The organism is Ruegeria sp. BI11, assembly GCF_056538005.1.
Genome location: NZ_JBQFSM010000002.1, coordinates 1 through 15,970, shown reverse-complemented (window position 1 = coordinate 15,970; position 15,970 = coordinate 1). Strand labels below are relative to the sequence as shown.

The following is a 15,970-nucleotide window of genomic DNA, read 5'->3' as shown; positions in this document are numbered from 1 at the left end:
CCGCAGGGCAAGTGACGGATAGACATGTCCGAACGAGGAGACAAACCACCCAATGACCCAATCCAGACAGCCGTCCAAAGACGCCTACAGCCTTATTCTCGAAGCGATCGACGTGGGCGTTTACAAGCCCGGCGACCGTCTGGTGGAAAGCGAACTTGCCGAACGGTTCGGCGTGTCGCGTACACCCATCCGCGAAGCCCTACAGCGGCTTGAGACGCAATCGCTGCTTGAACGGGACGGGCGGTCGTTGATCGTGGCCTCTCTGAACCACAATCAGATGGCTGAACTGTACGTCGTGCGGCGCGAGTTGGAGGGGCTGGCTGCCAAGCTGGCTGCCAAGCACGCTACTGAGGAAGAAATCAAGGTGCTGCAGGAAATGGTGGCCGAGGACGACGCGTTGGTTAATGATCCCCAAGCTCTGTCACGGGCGAACCGCCGGTTTCACGAGCAGATTCATCTAGCCTCGCATAACCGCTATCTAGTGCAGCAGCTGGACCTTGTGCATCGCACCATGGCACTGATGGCGACGACGTCTTTGGCCGTGCAGGGGCGCGGAGAGATCGCGCAGAGCGAGCACAAAGGGATCGTCGAGGCGATCGCTGCACGCGACGAAGAGGCCGCCGCGCGCGCGCTTAAGGATCACATTTCGGTGGCGTTCATGACACGTCTGAAACAGGACGCGGTTCAACGCGAGAATTGATTACACTGGTGGCAGGCTCTCTTCACAGGCCTGCCCGTGTTGCGTTTTGTCCCAGAAGAAGGGGTTCAGCACCAATTCCCACAGGGCCTTATACGCTGCGAGAATGCCCAACGGGAAATACAGTGGCATTGTCGGGACCCATGCCAATAGAAACCGTCTTTCACGTGCAGAAACGGCCATCGCGCCAACAGTGGCATTGGTGATCTCGGCACTTAGGAAAAGACCGATCAGCAACGCCATCATGGTGTCAGAGAGAATAGGGTCCAACGGGCTGCTCACACCGAAGCTTGTCAGCCAGAACAACCACAGAACCGGGGCAAGAAGAAATTGACCTATGGTTCCCAGAAAAAACGCTTGAAAGCCAAGAAACCGTAGGAGGCCCAGATCCCGCAGCAGACGCAAGGGTGCCCGCATGTGTACAAGGTATGTGACCATGAACCCTTTGAGCCATCGCGACCTTTGCCGAACCCAAGGCCAGGCGCGAAAGTTCGCCTCCTCAAAGGTGGTGGTGTCGACCATTTCAGTGCGATAGCCGGCTCGCGCAAGGCGCACGCCAAGATCGGCATCCTCGGTGACGTTATGGGCGTCCCATCCGCCTAATTCCAACAGCTTGTCGCGGCGGAAGAAGAATGTGGTGCCACCCAAGGGCACGACAAGTCCTAGCCGAGCAATGCCCTGCAGGATGACCCGAAACCAACTGTTGTATTCGATGGTAAAGCAACGCGATCGCCAGTTGGTGCGGGGGTTGTAATAGTCCAGTACACCCTGCAGGCATACGACATTGTCGTCGGCCCGCTCGAAATGCCGGACGACACGTTCGATCTGATCCGGCTGCGGCGCGTCCTCGGCATCCCAGACGCCCAGAAAATCGCCACGGCAGAAATCCAACGCGTAGTTCATCGCGCGCGGTTTTGTGGTTAATCCGCTCAGTTCGGGGACCTCGACTGTCCTGATCCAGCTGGGCAGATCAGCCTGTGCAAGGGCGGCACGCGTTACTTCATCAGCTTCCTCAAGCACCAGAATGACGTCCAGCAGCGCCTTGGGGTATGTCAGTCGCCGTAGCCGACGGATCAACGCATCAGCAATTTCGCGCTCTTTGTAGAGCGGTACCATGATCGACACGCAGGGCAACGCCTTTGGTGGGTTAGGTGACCTTAAATCAGGTTGGCGCTTTAAGGATTGCCAAACAAAGGCTAGCAGGCCAACCAGACGGAGGCACATGAAAAGGATCAAGCTGATCACGGCAGCGGCGGTCAAAACAGTCAGGCCTACAGTGGGAAATGCGGCAAACAAACCCGTAACACCTGTCATAGCAAAGGCGGGTCCGAGACGAGATCTCGAGGTCCATGATCTGCAGCTTTTATCCAGCTCCACGCGTGTCTCTGCCGTTTTGGCGAGGGGAGAGGAGAATACGCGTGCAATGGTGTCGTCAATCTGATCGGCGGCGGCGAGTACCGGCATGATGGTGTAACCGACATCCTCCAACTCGCTGCGCACTGTTGGGAACAGATCAGGCCGCGCTGTTGCAACAAGCAAGATGGGTCCCAAACGTCGCCAGGGGATGACGTTATGGGTTAGCCAGAAGTCAACTGGCCTGATCTGACAAGTTTCCGAGGGCAGGGGCGAGCTATTGAAATCGGCAATTTGTAGACCGGTCTGTTCAGACAGCGCGCTTAGAACATCCTGACGGTTGACCCAGCCTTCGGCCACCAAAATTTCGCCCAATGGTGCCTGTTGCCATGATTGCAGAAACAGCGCCTCGTCCAATTGAGATTGGGTGATCAGTCCACGGTCGATCAGGCAAGCCCCCAACGGCTTGCGCTCCTGCGTAGGGATCGGCGCTGCGCGCGCGAAATGCTGCAGGTTAAGCTCGACCATAAAGAAACAACCCTGACGCGATTACCAAACGTCAGGGTTGCGATATTTAGGTTAACAGCAGGTTAACCATGATCGAACAGGTGTTTATGCCTTTGCTTTCTGGGCGGCCATTGCTTCGGCAAAGCGCTCGAACAGATAGAAACTGTCCTGGGGGCCGGGCGAGGCTTCGGGGTGGTGCTGCACGGAATAGACCGGACGATCCGTCATGCGGATGCCGCAGTTCGATCCGTCGAACAGGGACCGGTGGGTTTCGACCACGCCGTCGGGCAGCGTTTGCGCATCCACTGCAAAGCCGTGGTTCATCGAGGTGATCTCGACCTTGCCTGTTTCCATGTCCTTGACCGGGTGGTTGGCGCCGTGGTGCCCGTGGTTCATCTTGACGGTCTGACCGCCAAGCGCCAGTGCCAACATCTGGTGACCAAGGCAGATGCCAAAGACTGGCAGTTCAGTAGTGTCCAGAACCTCTTTGATCATGGGGACAGCGTATTCGCCGGTCGCCGCCGGGTCGCCAGGGCCGTTGGACAGAAATACCCCGTCGGGATTGTGGGCCAACACCTCGGCTGCGGTCGCGGTGGCGGGCAGCACGGTGACATCGCAGCCAGCCGAGGCCAGGCACCGCAGAATGTTGCGCTTGGCGCCGTAGTCGATGGCGACAACCTTGTGTGCAGGTTCTTCCTGACGGGGATAACCATCAGGCCAGGCCCAACGCATCTCATCCCAGCGATAGCTTTGGGCGCAGGTTACCTCTTTGGCCAGATCCATGCCTTCAAGCCCCGCAAAGCCTCGCGCGGAGGCGATCAGCGCCTCAATGTCGAAATTGCCTTCGGGATCATGGGCCAGGGCCACATGCGGCGCGCCTTGCTGACGGATGGCGCGGGTCAGGCGGCGGGTGTCTACGCCACCGATAGCGATGCGGCCACGGCTGGTCAGCCAGGTCTTCAACTCTTCGGTTGCGCGCCAGTTGGACGGCTCGGTCGGGTCCCATTTGACCACCATCCCAGCTGCAACCGGATCGCCGGTTTCATCATCCTCGGGGTTCACACCGACATTGCCGATATGGGGGAAAGTGAAGGTCACGATTTGACCGGCATAAGAGGGATCGGTCATGATCTCCTGATATCCGGTCATTGCGGTGTTAAAGCACAGCTCGGCCACAGTATGGCCGGTGGCACCAAAGCCCATCCCGTAGAACAATGTTCCGTCGGCCAAAGCCAGACATGCGGTGGGCTTGGACGGGACGTTCTGGGCCATGGGGCGACTCTCCTGCTGGGTAAATCGGCGCATACCTAAGGGGGTTGTGGCGCTGGGTCAAGTCTGTTCAAAATTTGGGCTATTGTGGAAAATCAAAGGGTTAATGATATTCGCCCCCTGTTGTATCACGCTTTTTGTTTCGATATGGTCGGGGTTCCTTTTCCATGGGGATGGACAGAACATATGGATATGCGATCACGGGTGAACTCAGCCCTGAAGCAAGCAATGAAAGACAAGGACGCCGAGCGTCTATCGACGCTGCGGTTGATCAATGCCGCAATTAAGGACCGCGATATTGCTTCGCGGGCGTCTGACAACGAAGAGGCCAAGGGCTGCGGCGACGCCGAGGTTCTTGAAATCCTTGGTAAAATGACCAAACAGCGTAAGGAAAGCGCGCGCGCCTATGAAGAGGGTGGACGGCTAGACTTAGCCGAGCGCGAACTGCGCGAAGTAGAGGTTATCGAGGAATTCCTGCCCAAACAGTTGGACGATGACGAAGTTTCCAAGGCCATCCAAACGGCGATCACCGCGACAGGAGCGGGCTCGATCCGCGACATGGGCAAGGTGATGGGGGAACTTAAGACTCGCTACACTGGCCGGATGGATTTCGGCAAAGTTGGGCCCATGGTCAAAGATCAGCTTTGCGCCGCGACAGGCGGCGGTTGCTGAGGCCTTTTATCTTCTGAAGTAGCACTTACTGCGCGACCGGTTCGCGCAGTTTTTGTATCAGGTCATCATACAGCGCGATACGTTCTTCCTCGGACAGAAATGCTCCGATTTCGACTTCGCGTCCGTCTCCGGTCAGGGTTACGTAATTCGGGACAGGCCCACCGCGTTTGTGCATCTCGGGGCGGGCCCAATAGCGGTTGCAGGTCCATTCCTGCTGACCGCTTCGCGGATCATGGTGGACCAAATGTGCCCGCGTGCCGGTCAGAGTAAGAATCTCGAACACACTGCGCGCGCGATAGTTGGTCTGGATAGCCAGCCACAGGCCCAGAACGGTTAGCAGCAAGAACGGCAACAGCCCCCAAAGGATGGCCGAGCCGAGTACTGCCATCAAAGGGATCATTCCAATCAGAAACACGGACATGATCACAATCATCGCACCACGCGGCGGCAGAGAATTATGCGGCCAAAGTCGCAATTCTTGTTCGGATTCTGATGTCTTTTTCCATTGATAGGGCATGTCTAATATTTAGCGCAACGTAGGGATGTGTCGACGGTAAATGATCACGCAACGTGGCCGACGCGTACCCAAGACAGTGCATCGTCCAGACGGTCATCTCCCCAGAAAACCTCGCCGCGGACGACTAGGCTTGGCGCGCCAAAAACACCAAGTTTCGCGGCCTGTTCGGTTTCTGCCTCAAGTGCAGCGACAGTATCGGGGCTGCGGGCGCGGGCCAGCACTAATCGTGGATCCTGCTGGCATCTGTGCAGCGCCTCCGAGATCGCGGTTTCGCTGCCGGCCTCGATATTGTCTTCGAACCAAATGCGATACAGGGTCTGGGTGAAATTCTTGCCCCAGCCATCCCCCATGCCCAGCAAGGCAACCTGATTGGCAAGCGGCAGGTCCGAGATCGGATAGGGCGCGGGCAGCTTGGCGTGGATGTGGTATTTTGCGGCCCGACGTTCGATATCCCGCCACATATAAGCGGACTTCACTGGTTTGCCTGCAAATGGAATATTCTTCTGTTCCGCCATGACCGTGCGCACGTTGAACGGCCGCCAAGTCACCGCCACGTCGTGTTCGTCGCACCAATCATCCAGCCGCATGATCGTCAGGAAGCTGTATGTGCTGCCAATGGAATACCAAAAATCAATTTCAGGCATGTAATCACTCCGATCTCAGAGTTGCTTCACGTATCATACCCTAAAATGGTCGGATTTTCGAATTGTGCCTGAAACACCCGGTTCGCCAGCGTGACGGCGCTTGGTTCAAAACAGGGCTGTTTCGACAGGTTGCGCAGGCTGTGGCGGGACGCCGCAGCCAGTCATTTGACGCATATCGATCTCGATTGTCCTGCATAGCGCCGAGATCGGAACGTCGGTGACATCCCCTTCGAATGGGTCCTCCATCGAGGCACTGACGCGCTCGGTCACGAAGAAAATCCAGCAGACCAGCGCCCCGACAGGGGCAAAGGTCATCCAGTCGACCAAGACTGTTCTCAATATCGAGGCGTCAACGCCCAACATGATGGAACGTTCATCATTGAAGGCCAGCGGCAGCAGGAAAATGAATATCCAGCTGAACAGGCGGCCCACTTCGGCGACCTGACGCGGGAACGGCGTGTTCTTGATCCGCTCACACTGGCCCTGTGCCGTCGTAAAGCGGGAAAGCCGGTCCATCAGCGCTACGTGCCAATAAGGGTCTATCTTTCCCTGTTGCGCCATGTCTGACACGCGCCGAGCCTGCAGGTTGAGAAGACAGGCCGCGCGATTGGCCTTACCCTCCAGCAGCGGCAAATCCGCCTCGAGTTGGCTGTTCCGCCAGCTTTCGGGGTTTTGGTGTAGATCTTCGCGGCCGGATACAGGCTTATGACCGAACATCCAAGGCCTGCGCTTGCGGCCGTTGGTGGCGGGTTGACGCAGTTGATAGGCCAGCATGTTTAGCCAAGCGATGTGCCGTTCGATCAGCTCATCGCGCAGGTCTGCATCAATCACAGAGGCATCGGGTTGAACAAGGGTACTGATCGTATTGCCCCAGTCCCGGCTTGTATTGGCGATATCGCCCCAGACCCTGCGTGCCTCAGTCCAGCGGCCATAGGTCGAGGTATTCTTGAACCCCAGAAAGAACGCCACCGCCAAACCGAGCATCGCCACCGGTGGACTTGGGTTCGAAATCAGGTCAATGGGTGTCAGTTCATCCACTACCTGAACCAGAAAAATCCAAGCCAGAACGATACCGATAAAACCAACCGAACCCTTTAGCAGTTTTCTGATCGAAATGCCGTCGTGAAGTATCATGGTTTGCGTGTTTTCCGTCGGGGTGCTCTGAATTCCTGTTTTTGAATACTATTCGCTCGGTACTGGATGTGTCTACGCACGCACGGGCGGAGCGACGCAGTGGAAAAAAAGCCCCGCACTGGGCGGGGCTTTTCTGGATTTTATCCGGATACGGGATCAGTGCGCGTGGCCCTTGTCCCAGTCTTCTTGCTTCGGCAGCTGCTCGAACGTATGCTCAGGTGGCGGGGTGGGCAGGGTCCATTCAAGCGTATCCGCGTATTCGTTCCACGGGTTAGGTCGGGTCTCTTTCGCGCCACGCAGCAGGGCGTAGATCACGATGCCAAAGAACAGCAGGAACGAAGCGAAGGAGATGAACGCACCAATCGACGATACGAAGTTCCACTGTGCGAATGCTTCGGGATAGTCGATGTAGCGGCGCGGCATGCCCTGACGGCCCAGGAAGTGCTGTGGGAAGAAGGTCAAGTTGGCGCCGATGAAGAACAGCCAGAAGTGAACCTTGCCCCAGAACTCCGAGTACTGACGGCCAGTCATCTTAGAGAAGTAGAAGTAGACACCAGCAAAGATCGCAAAGACAGCACCCAGCGACATCACATAGTGGAAGTGCGCAACCACATAGTAGGTGTCGTGATAGGCGCGGTCGATACCAGCCTGCGACAGCACAACCCCAGTTACACCGCCAACGGTGAACAGGAACAGGAAGCCAAATGCAAACAGCATCGGTGTCTTGAACTCGATGGAACCGCCCCACATGGTCGCGATCCATGAGAACACCTTAACGCCAGTAGGCACCGCGATGACCATGGTGGCCAGCATGAAGTATGCCTGCTGACGTAGCGACATGCCGACGGTGTACATGTGGTGCGCCCACACGACAAAGCCCAGAACACCAATCGCGATGATCGCCCAAACCATCGGCAGGTAACCAAAGATCGGCTTACGAGCGAAGGTGGCGATCACGTGGCTGATGATGCCAAAGCCCGGCAGGATCACGATGTACACTTCCGGGTGGCCGAAGAACCACAGGATGTGCTGATACAGGATCGGATCGCCACCGCCGGCCGGATCAAAGAAGGTGAAGCCAAAGTTGCGATCCATCAGCAGCATGGTGATTGCGCCCGCCAGAACCGGCAGCGACAGAAGAATCAGCCACGAGGTGACGAAGATCGACCAGCTGAACAGCGGTACCTTGAACAAGGTCATGCCCGGGGCACGCATGTTCAAGAAAGTGGTGATCATGTTGATCGCGCCGAGGATCGAGGAGGCGCCCGATACGTGCACGGCAAAGATCGCAAGGTCCATGGACATGCCGCCCTCGGTCGTTGACAGCGGCGGGTACAGAACCCAACCCACGCCCGAACCGAGCTGATCGTTACCACCCGGGGAAAGCAGCGAAGCGACACCCAGCGAGGTGCCTGCGACGTACAGCCAGAACGACAGGTTGTTCATACGAGGGAACGCCATATCCGGCGCACCGATCTGCAACGGCATGAAATAGTTGCCAAATCCGCCGAAAAGGGCCGGAATGACAACGAAGAACATCATCAGAACACCGTGATAGGTGATCATCACGTTCCACAGGTGTCCGTTCGGTGTGCACGGATCGGCCATGAAGCCTTCCAGGCACATGAACTGAACACCGGGGTGCATCAGCTCGAGCCGCATGTAAACGGTCATCAGAACCGAGATCAGACCGGCAATCGCCGAGAAGATCAGGTACAGAATCCCGATGTCCTTGTGGTTGGTCGACATGAACCAGCGGGTAAAGAAACCGCGATTGTCTTCATGCTCGTGACCATGAATGGCTGCGTCTGCCATTATAGGTGCCTCCTGTTGCAACTAAACCGCGCAGCCAGACCTCTCCGGCGCGCGGGATTCCTGCTGGTTTTAGAGGGCGAAGGGGGCACCTTCAATGGCCGAGTTTGATCTGGATCAAGAATAATTGTCGCGGGCAGGAGGGAAACCCGCGAATTCCCGGTCTCGGACAGGCCCTATCTGGCGATTGCCTTCCGGATTTCAAGGGCCCGTCCGCGTCCAATCTGGCTGGATGGCAGAGTTCCGCCTTGACCCCCGTTATTGAGGGTCGCAGAACTAACCTCAATTCCCGAAACCGGAGACAAGATATGGCCGCCTACGATCCCGACAACATCTTTGCAAAGATTCTGCGTGGAGAAATTCCCGCGATCCGCGTGTACGAGGATGATGAAACCCTGGCCTTCATGGATATCATGCCGCGGTCAGACGGACATTTGTTGGTGATCCCCAAAACACCCTGCCGGAACCTGCTGGACGCATCGCCCGCGCAGCTGGCTGCTGTGACGGCAACCGTCCAGAAACTGGCGAACGCTGTGGTCAATGCATTTGACGCGGACGGTGTCACCGTCCAGCAATTCAACGAAGCCGCGGGCGGGCAAGAGGTGTTCCACCTGCATTTTCATATCCTGCCGCGTCAGGAAGGTGTTGCCATGCGACCACCGGGCAAGATGGGTGATTTCGACTTGATCGCTCAGCACGCGGACAAGATCAAAGCTGTGCTGGCCTGATCAGTACTTTCTGTCATGCGGCCCCAGGCATGCGCTGTGGTCGCCAAACGTGTGGAGCACGGCGCAGACATGGTCGTGCTCACCGTCACAAGCCGAGGCGATGCGGGTCAGTTCCGCCTCAAGCCTGCTCAGTTGGGCGATACGCGTACGCAGATCGGCCAGTTGACGCTCGGCGATCTCATGCGCCCGGTTCAGATCAGCGCCTCGAGCGCCTTCCAATGACAACAATGCCTCGATATCGGTCAGGGGCAGCCCAAGGTCCCGGCCATGGCGAATGAACTGCAACCGTTTTAATGCGGCGGCGTCATAGCGGCGCTGGTTTCCTGCTGTTCTTTCCGGCTGTGGCAGCAACCCTTTGTCTTCGTAGAACCGGATTGTGGGCACCTTGACGCCCGTCCGGCGGGAAAGCTCTCCGATTGAATACATTTTTTCGCTTTCGTCTCTTGAACCTCTAGTGGCTAGAGGAATTACATAAGCTGTGCAGCCAAAACAAGGATCACTGGCACCATGGCACACGATCACGGCCACGAAGGACACAACCACCACCATATCGACCCGGACGCAGGTGATTTGCGCGTCGCGGGGGCGATTGCGGTGAACATGCTGCTGACCTTGGCGCAGGTCATCGGCGGCATCCTGTCGGGGTCTCTGGCGCTGATTGCAGACGCGTTACACAATTTTTCAGATGCAATCGCTCTGATCATTGCCTTCTTCGCGCGCAAGATCGCCCGCCGCCCGGCCGATCCGCGCATGAGTTTCGGCTATGGCCGCGCCGAAGTGGTCGCGGCATTGGTCAACTACACAACATTGATCGTGCTGTCGGTGTATCTCTTGTACGAAGGTGTAATGCGGTTTTTCCAGCCCGAACCCGTCAACGGTTGGCTGGTCGTCTGGATCGCGGCGCTTGCCTTAGTCGTCGACCTAATCACCGCTGCACTGACCTATTCGATGTCAAAAGACAGTGTGAACATCCGCGCGGCTTTCATCCACAATGTCGCGGACGCGCTCGGGTCAGTTGCCGTCATTGTGGCCGGAGCGTCCGTCATCCTGTTCGGCTGGACCTGGGTCGACCCCGCAGTGACGATCCTGATCTCGGTCTACATCCTGTGGCACGTTAAATCTGAGATCGGGGAAACCATCCGAGTGCTGATGCTTGGCGCGCCACCCGATCTGACGCCCGAGGAGGTGGCTACCGCGATCGAAACCACCGAAGGTGTGGCAGGTGTCCATCACATCCACCTTTGGAGCATGCAGGAGAGGGAACCGGCCCTGACCGCGCATCTTGAGATTGAAGCTATGAATTGGTCGGATTCGGAATCCATAAGGCTGGCCGTGAAAGATACCCTGAAGACACAGTTCGGAATTGGACATGTCACGCTGGAAGTGGAACGCGCCGGTCAACCGCGGGAAGCGTTGCCTCGATTTGGGCATGACAATGTGCAATTGGCCTGAAATGGAATTGCCGTTCCGATTTGGGGTCGGAACGGCAGACTCGTAACCAAACACTTGTCCGACACCCGGGCTTTCCGGGATTACCGGTTTAACACACCACTCACTCTAGAACGGTAAATATAGACTACCCGTAAACGCGCGTTTTGTATCGTTCTGAGTGAGCTTTCCGCCAATTAAACTCAAAATTAACGGGCTAAATGGTGGATTGCATTCGTGTTCGGAAACAAAGTGAATTCTGGGCGGGAATTGTTAATCCATTTTCCCGCAAATGGCGATTCGAATTCAGGCTACGCAGGGGCCGTTTCGAAGCTATCCGCAAAGGTTTTTTGTAGGGCAGTATCCACATCGGCCATTGTCACGGGCAACCCAAGATCGACCAGAGAGGTCACACCATGTTCGCTGATTCCGCAGGGGACAATGCCGGAAAAATGTTCAAGGTCAGGTTCGACATTGATCGAGATGCCGTGGAAACTGACCCATTTGCGCAGCCGCAATCCGATGGCGGCGATCTTGTCTTCGGCGGGCTGGCCCGTCACCGTCAGCGGCTTGTCATCGCGCTGCACCCACACGCCGACGCGACCGTCGCGGATTTCGCCCTTTACGTTGAATTCTGCTAGCGCGGCGATCACCCAGCTCTCAAGCTTTTTGACAAAGCCCCGCACGTCCTTGCCGCGCTTGTTCAGATCAAGCATGACATAGGCCACGCGCTGACCGGGCCCGTGATAGGTGTACTCGCCGCCACGCTTGGCTTCGTATACGGGAAACCGGTCTGGGTCAGTCAGATCCTCAGACCGGGCCGAGGTTCCGGCCGTGTAGAGAGGCGGGTGCTCGAGCAGCCAGACACATTCGTCGGCTTCGCCGGCTGCAATAGCGGCAACGCGCGCCTCCATAAATGCGACGGCTTCGGTGTAATCGGTCAACCCGTCGGTGATCTTCCATTCCATGGCGGTTCCATATCGTGCAGGCGCGGCAAGGGGAAGGGGTCAGGCAGCCTCGGCCAGGCACCGTTGCAGAATTTGGGCGTAGGTCTCCGTGCCTTGCGCCCCGGTCACCAGGTATTTGCCGCCAAACACCATCGACGGAACACCGGAAATGCCTCGGCTCGTCCAGAACTCCTGCTTTTTGCGCACTGCGGCGACGTGCTCGCCAGATTCGAGCGCAGACCGCGCGGCATCTACGGGTAGACCGGCATCCGCAACTGCATCAAGCAATGCGTCAACCTTGGACACGTCCTTCTGTTCAGTGAAATACGCCTTGAACAGCGCCAGTTTCATCGGATGCTGACGACCCTGCGTTTCCGCCCAATCCAACAACTGATGCGCAGCAAAAGTGTTCACTATTCTGCTGTCCTCGTTGAAGTTGAACGTAAATCCCAGTTCGGCCCCAAGCGTGGTCAGCCGGTCCCGTGACTGTTGGCTCTGTTCAAGTGTCGAGCCGTATTTTTCGAGGATATGTTCGCGCAGGTTCTGGCCTTCGGGCGGCATGTTGGGGTTCAGTTCAAACGGATGCCACCTGAGATGCGCCAGAACGCCTTCCTGCTTCAATGCTCGATCAAGCTGTTGAAATCCAACAATGCACCAGGGGCAAACAATGTCTGAGATTATATCTATCTGAAGGACGGGTCGAGAATCTGCGGCGGTCATGTTCAGGCTCCTGAACGGGTAATAAGGTTCCTTTGGACGTTATAGATATGGATGCGGCTGGGGAATTCAAACCGGCGTGTTTTTTGCCTCTTCACATCTCGATCATCTGGGTCTATACGCCCCTCTACCAAGTCACTGGCAGTGCGGTCGTGGCGGAATTGGTAGACGCGCAGCGTTGAGGTCGCTGTGGGGTAACACCCGTGGAAGTTCGAGTCTTCTCGACCGCACCAAGTGCTTGATTTTCAATAGGTTTCTTCGCCGAATGTAACGGTAAATGGAGCCTTTTGAGATGGATGTACGGGTACCAAAGGGCCTCTTTAAGAGAGGCAAGGGATACGCGGTCAGAGTCGCAGTTCCCAACGAATATCAAGCTATCATCGGCAAAAAAGAGATCGTGCGTGGTCTCGGAACGCAGGATTTGGCTGAGGCTTTGATCCGGCGAAAAGAAGTCTTGCCGGAAATTCTTGCGTCGATTGGTGAGGGTTCTATGCCCGAGCCTATTGTTAGGCAGGTCGCACGACATAACCCGCAGGAGGGGAGCACCGTAAGGGACACGGCTCATCGCTGGATGACCGAAGCAGACGGTATCAAAGAGTCCACAAAGGTAAGGTACAGACAACACCTTGAGGGCTTTGAGGCGTTCGCCGGGAACATTGAGGTTACAGAGATCAACAGGGCGTTGGCTCTGGATTTCATGGAGTACCTCAAGCGAACACCTTCTGAACGTACTGGCGAACTTCTCTCAGCGCGGTCCTTGCAGTCCTATCAGTGTTGCCTAGCGTCCTACTGGCGCGTTTTAGATCATTGGGGTTTGGTCGATCCCGATGTGCGTAATCCCTTTTCGTCTCTCCTGAGGCGGGTGGCGGGTCAGAAGAAGAAAGCTGACCCAAGAGAGAAGAAGCTCAGGCCAGTAACCCGAGAGGAAGCTGAAAGCCTGCTGGCCTACATAGCTGGCAACTCTGCCCTCAAATACCAATTCGAAATGTTCGTCACCGTGCGGCTACTTTGGGTAACCGGATGCCGACTGAATGAAATCTGTGGGCGCTACTTGTCCGACATTGACGACAGACGAGACCACATTTGCATCAACATCCCTGAGGCCAAGACAGAAGCCGGGAAGCGGTCTGTCATGATTGTTGGCGAAGATGATTGTGCTTTGCTTCGAGAGGCCATCAATAGAGCTGGTGTGGTTGAACCGTCTTGTCCCGAGAATAAGGGTCGGTTGTTCCCTCGGATCAACTTGGGGGGCTACGACAAGCAACCTAGCCATTACCTTGGGAAAGCCTTGGAGAAAGCGAGAAAGGCGCTCGGGGGTGATACCTCCAAATGGGATATGCATTCATTCAGGCGAACCGCTGTTTCCGCTCTGGTGAATGCTGGTGTTGCCAGAGAGGTCAGGAACCTAGCGGTTGGTCATTCCAACAAAGACGACCTGGGCATTAGCGTCTATGCCAAGAGGGCCGAGTTGGATGACGTGATCCTGACGACCTTCAAGGCGTTGTATGATGAACTCGGGGGAAGACTTGGGTCACCCTCGGTTATCCGACAGGAGATAGCTAGGTCTCATGGTGGGGTTGCTAGAAGGGGCTGACAGGCCTTTTCGATGATGCGTGAATGATGATCTAAATCTCACTACCTCTGGGTAAACCTGATGTGGGACGTGTGTCTAACCATCGTGGCATGGGGGCTGTCTCACTGCGCCTTGCGACGGAACACACCGAAGCCTGGTTGTCACTTCCAGAGACCGTAACTCAATACACTAGAATTCTTTGGTGCCGCTCCAGTTATGGGGGAGGCGGCGCTATTTCCTTGTGCTGGCGAAGGGGGTGAACCGAAACCTCTTTTTGCCGGTTCAGGGGGCGCTCCTAACAAACTTGGATATCTGAACAATAATATTTGGCGTTCGCTTCAACGCGGTTGCTCTTTTAGTTTGCGCAAATGGCGGCTTCAAAGAAGTAGTCGATTATTGGTGCTCAGATCCAAGGTCCGGTTTTGGTCAAAGCGGAGAATTTGTTTTTGAAGTACGCAACAGCAGCGAAATAGAGAAAGACTGACCTGCTGAGGCTGGAGTATCATAACTTCCAGCTTGCTGTGTGGCCCAAAAAGGGGCAGTTCCATCGTATGTCGGAATTGAGCCTTCCTGTAATACTGCTTGCTGCTTTTTGCCTTTGTTTATTGGCTGCAGTTGCTCGAGCTATCGGACTAAGGATTGGGCGAAAATTCGTGGCACCAAAGGTGCGTAGAGCGATTATTCGCTCCTATAACACGAAAAAGGTCTTCAAACGCTCTTTCAGTCTTAACAAATGGGTGGTGACTACATTCATTGCACTTCTCGTTTTAGTGGGAGTGGTCACGAATGACGGCTTAAGCATGAAAAGTGGAGCGTACTTTCCGAAGGCCGATGGTCACATCTTGTCGGGAGAAGTGACCCATGTTCGCGACGGCGATACAATCGAGGTGAAAGGAGTAGCCGTGCGACTTGCCACTTTAGACTGCGATGAATCTGGCACCCTAAAAGGTAACCAAGCCACGCTTGAAATGGACAGGCTCGTCCTTGGAAAGAAGGCATCGTGCAAGGTCAACGGAAGACGAAGCTACGACAGGTTTATTGGTGTTTGCACCCTAGAGGATGGAACTGACATCCAACGTCATATGCTGCATGGTCGTTGGTGCGCTCGATACGGATGGTTTTGAGCCCTTATCCAACCGAAACCGTCAAATGACCGGTTTGAGCCCGTTGTGTCCGACGCTGCGCTCAGCCCGAGTGTCGGCTTTGGGTTCCAGAGGTTGTCGGCTATCCTGATGAATACTCACACGGGGAGGTGCATTCATGATTGCCTATTCTGTTCAAGATTACGTCAAAGACATTCGCGCCATAGTCGCAGAGGAGACGGAGGTTGGGATAATAACCGAAAGGATTAAACCTCTCGCGCTACGTCTCGCTTCCGATCCGAGTTGGTTCGACGAGAAGTATCGGTACACTGACCCTGAACAGGGTGTTGGCCTTCATCTATTGCACGAAGAGGACAATCACGATCTTGCAGTTTTTGCTATCGCTTGGGCACCGGGGCGAGGTGTAGAAGCCCATAATCACAAGACTTGGGCAGTCGTATCCGGGATTGAGGGGCAGGAACACGAAACCAACTATCAACGATTAGACGATGGCTCCAAGCCCGGTTTCGCGGACCTTGTACCAACCAAGGAGGAGACGCTCTACCCCGGCACCGCAGTCTGCTGTCTACCGGAAGACATCCACAGCGTCGTTAACAACGGCGACAAAGTGGCAGTTTCACTTCATACTTATGGACGTCACCTGAACCATACCGGGCGCTCAACTTTCGATGTTGACGCGAAGATTGAAACTCCTCTGATCCTCAAGATCGAGGAGTAGTCATCCAAGTTGTTCCCGTGAACTGGACTTACGGGAGGCAACTCCTAGTGTCCGCTTTGTCCGGATACTGTTGAAGAAGTCGATGTTTTGGCTGGTTTGACGGCTGTCGAGATTTGGGGTGACGCGCCTTTTCTTCATGTGGGGGCTGGTG

At 55.9% G+C, this 15,970-nt stretch carries 16 protein-coding genes and 1 tRNA gene; 8 read left to right on the top strand and 9 right to left on the bottom strand.

Features of this window, described 5'->3' with window-relative positions; genetic code table 11:
• The first annotated feature begins 52 nt into the window (after nucleotides 1-52).
• Complete coding sequence (locus ACR0DT_RS04875) at nucleotides 53-700, top strand: GntR family transcriptional regulator (protein WP_480709677.1); 648 nt, start codon at nucleotides 53-55, stop codon at nucleotides 698-700.
• On the opposite strand, the gene ACR0DT_RS04870 is transcribed toward ACR0DT_RS04875, so the two are convergent.
• Nucleotides 701-2,578 carry a glycosyltransferase gene (locus ACR0DT_RS04870; RefSeq protein WP_480709676.1) on the bottom strand — a complete coding sequence of 626 codons (1,878 nt, stop codon included), beginning with the start codon at nucleotides 2,576-2,578 and terminating at the stop codon, nucleotides 701-703. It lies immediately after the preceding gene.
• An 84-nt stretch (nucleotides 2,579-2,662) separates the two neighbouring features.
• Nucleotides 2,663-3,829 carry a glutamine-hydrolyzing carbamoyl-phosphate synthase small subunit gene (gene carA / locus ACR0DT_RS04865; RefSeq protein ID WP_480709675.1) on the bottom strand — a complete coding sequence of 389 codons (1,167 nt, stop codon included), beginning with the start codon at nucleotides 3,827-3,829 and terminating at the stop codon, nucleotides 2,663-2,665.
• Between the two features lie 183 nt (nucleotides 3,830-4,012).
• Here carA and ACR0DT_RS04860 point away from each other — a divergent pair, with 183 nt between their 5' ends.
• A complete protein-coding gene (locus ACR0DT_RS04860; protein WP_480709674.1) occupies nucleotides 4,013-4,498 on the top strand; it encodes a GatB/YqeY domain-containing protein in 486 nt (161 codons plus the stop codon).
• A gap of 25 nt (nucleotides 4,499-4,523) precedes the next feature.
• On the opposite strand, the gene ACR0DT_RS04855 is transcribed toward ACR0DT_RS04860, so the two are convergent.
• The 4 genes from ACR0DT_RS04855 to ctaD all read right to left on the bottom strand — a co-directional run bounded on the left by ACR0DT_RS04855 (nucleotide 4,524) and on the right by ctaD (nucleotide 8,608).
• The gene (locus ACR0DT_RS04855; RefSeq protein ID WP_480709673.1) at nucleotides 4,524-5,015 is read right to left on the bottom strand and encodes a DUF2244 domain-containing protein; all 492 of its coding nucleotides are present in this window, start codon (nucleotides 5,013-5,015) and stop codon (nucleotides 4,524-4,526) included.
• 44 nt (nucleotides 5,016-5,059) lie between these two features.
• The gene (locus ACR0DT_RS04850) at nucleotides 5,060-5,659 is read right to left on the bottom strand and encodes a DsbA family protein (protein ID WP_480709672.1); all 600 of its coding nucleotides are present in this window, start codon (nucleotides 5,657-5,659) and stop codon (nucleotides 5,060-5,062) included.
• Nucleotides 5,660-5,764: 105 nt separating this feature from the next.
• The gene (locus ACR0DT_RS04845) at nucleotides 5,765-6,793 is read right to left on the bottom strand and encodes a bestrophin family protein (protein WP_480709671.1); all 1,029 of its coding nucleotides are present in this window, start codon (nucleotides 6,791-6,793) and stop codon (nucleotides 5,765-5,767) included.
• Nucleotides 6,794-6,949: 156 nt separating this feature from the next.
• Nucleotides 6,950-8,608, bottom strand: a complete 1,659-nt coding sequence (gene ctaD / locus ACR0DT_RS04840; protein WP_480709670.1) for a cytochrome c oxidase subunit I — start codon at nucleotides 8,606-8,608, stop codon at nucleotides 6,950-6,952.
• 305 nt (nucleotides 8,609-8,913) lie between these two features.
• On the opposite strand from ctaD, the gene ACR0DT_RS04835 reads away from it, so the two are divergent.
• Complete coding sequence (locus ACR0DT_RS04835; RefSeq protein ID WP_480709669.1) at nucleotides 8,914-9,333, top strand: HIT family protein; 420 nt, start codon at nucleotides 8,914-8,916, stop codon at nucleotides 9,331-9,333.
• Here ACR0DT_RS04835 and ACR0DT_RS04830 read toward each other — a convergent pair whose 3' ends face one another.
• A complete protein-coding gene (locus tag ACR0DT_RS04830; protein WP_480709668.1) occupies nucleotides 9,334-9,759 on the bottom strand; it encodes a MerR family transcriptional regulator in 426 nt (141 codons plus the stop codon).
• Between the two features lie 81 nt (nucleotides 9,760-9,840).
• Between ACR0DT_RS04830 and ACR0DT_RS04825 the strand changes: the two genes are divergently transcribed.
• On the top strand, nucleotides 9,841-10,785 hold the full coding sequence (locus ACR0DT_RS04825; RefSeq protein ID WP_480709667.1) for a cation diffusion facilitator family transporter: 945 nt from the start codon (nucleotides 9,841-9,843) through the stop codon (nucleotides 10,783-10,785).
• A gap of 287 nt (nucleotides 10,786-11,072) precedes the next feature.
• Here the strand turns inward: ACR0DT_RS04825 and lipB are convergent, their stop codons facing one another.
• Both lipB and ACR0DT_RS04815 read right to left on the bottom strand, forming a co-directional pair.
• A complete protein-coding gene (gene lipB, locus ACR0DT_RS04820) occupies nucleotides 11,073-11,729 on the bottom strand; it encodes a lipoyl(octanoyl) transferase LipB (protein ID WP_480709666.1) in 657 nt (218 codons plus the stop codon).
• A 39-nt stretch (nucleotides 11,730-11,768) separates the two neighbouring features.
• A complete protein-coding gene (locus ACR0DT_RS04815; RefSeq protein WP_480709665.1) occupies nucleotides 11,769-12,428 on the bottom strand; it encodes a DsbA family oxidoreductase in 660 nt (219 codons plus the stop codon).
• 143 nt (nucleotides 12,429-12,571) lie between these two features.
• Here ACR0DT_RS04815 and ACR0DT_RS04810 point away from each other — a divergent pair.
• The 4 genes from ACR0DT_RS04810 (at nucleotide 12,572) to ACR0DT_RS04795 (ending at nucleotide 15,819) form a co-directional block, all read left to right on the top strand.
• Nucleotides 12,572-12,658 (top strand) — tRNA-Leu (locus tag ACR0DT_RS04810).
• Nucleotides 12,659-12,702: 44 nt separating this feature from the next.
• Entirely contained in the window at nucleotides 12,703-14,019 is a 1,317-nt protein-coding gene (locus ACR0DT_RS04805) for a tyrosine-type recombinase/integrase (protein ID WP_480709664.1), read from the top strand.
• Nucleotides 14,020-14,549: 530 nt separating this feature from the next.
• Nucleotides 14,550-15,122: a thermonuclease family protein gene (locus ACR0DT_RS04800; protein WP_480709663.1), complete on the top strand. Its 573-nt coding sequence runs from the start codon at nucleotides 14,550-14,552 to the stop codon at nucleotides 15,120-15,122.
• Nucleotides 15,123-15,258: 136 nt separating this feature from the next.
• Nucleotides 15,259-15,819, top strand: a complete 561-nt coding sequence (locus tag ACR0DT_RS04795) for a cysteine dioxygenase family protein (RefSeq protein WP_480709662.1) — start codon at nucleotides 15,259-15,261, stop codon at nucleotides 15,817-15,819.
• The last annotated feature ends 151 nt before the right edge of the window (nucleotides 15,820-15,970 follow it).

Excerpts from the sequence above, each read along its gene's own strand:
- ACR0DT_RS04805 (WP_480709664.1), top strand. The coding sequence starts at position 12,703 with ATGGAGCCTTTTGAGATGGATGTACGGGTACCAAAGGGCCTCTTTAAG.
- ACR0DT_RS04875 (WP_480709677.1), top strand. The coding sequence starts at position 53 with ATGACCCAATCCAGACAGCCGTCCAAAGACGCCTACAGCCTTATTCTC.
- ACR0DT_RS04845 (WP_480709671.1), bottom strand. The coding sequence starts at position 6,793 with ATGATACTTCACGACGGCATTTCGATCAGAAAACTGCTAAAGGGTTCG.
- carA (WP_480709675.1), bottom strand. The coding sequence starts at position 3,829 with ATGGCCCAGAACGTCCCGTCCAAGCCCACCGCATGTCTGGCTTTGGCC.
- lipB (WP_480709666.1), bottom strand. The coding sequence starts at position 11,729 with ATGGAATGGAAGATCACCGACGGGTTGACCGATTACACCGAAGCCGTC.
- ACR0DT_RS04830 (WP_480709668.1), bottom strand. The coding sequence starts at position 9,759 with ATGTATTCAATCGGAGAGCTTTCCCGCCGGACGGGCGTCAAGGTGCCC.
- ACR0DT_RS04860 (WP_480709674.1), top strand. The coding sequence starts at position 4,013 with ATGGATATGCGATCACGGGTGAACTCAGCCCTGAAGCAAGCAATGAAA.
- ACR0DT_RS04855 (WP_480709673.1), bottom strand. The coding sequence starts at position 5,015 with ATGCCCTATCAATGGAAAAAGACATCAGAATCCGAACAAGAATTGCGA.
- ACR0DT_RS04795 (WP_480709662.1), top strand. The coding sequence starts at position 15,259 with ATGATTGCCTATTCTGTTCAAGATTACGTCAAAGACATTCGCGCCATA.
- ACR0DT_RS04835 (WP_480709669.1), top strand. The coding sequence starts at position 8,914 with ATGGCCGCCTACGATCCCGACAACATCTTTGCAAAGATTCTGCGTGGA.
- ACR0DT_RS04850 (WP_480709672.1), bottom strand. The coding sequence starts at position 5,659 with ATGCCTGAAATTGATTTTTGGTATTCCATTGGCAGCACATACAGCTTC.
- ACR0DT_RS04800 (WP_480709663.1), top strand. The coding sequence starts at position 14,550 with ATGTCGGAATTGAGCCTTCCTGTAATACTGCTTGCTGCTTTTTGCCTT.
- ACR0DT_RS04825 (WP_480709667.1), top strand. The coding sequence starts at position 9,841 with ATGGCACACGATCACGGCCACGAAGGACACAACCACCACCATATCGAC.
- ACR0DT_RS04870 (WP_480709676.1), bottom strand. The coding sequence starts at position 2,578 with ATGGTCGAGCTTAACCTGCAGCATTTCGCGCGCGCAGCGCCGATCCCT.
- ctaD (WP_480709670.1), bottom strand. The coding sequence starts at position 8,608 with ATGGCAGACGCAGCCATTCATGGTCACGAGCATGAAGACAATCGCGGT.
- ACR0DT_RS04815 (WP_480709665.1), bottom strand. The coding sequence starts at position 12,428 with ATGACCGCCGCAGATTCTCGACCCGTCCTTCAGATAGATATAATCTCA.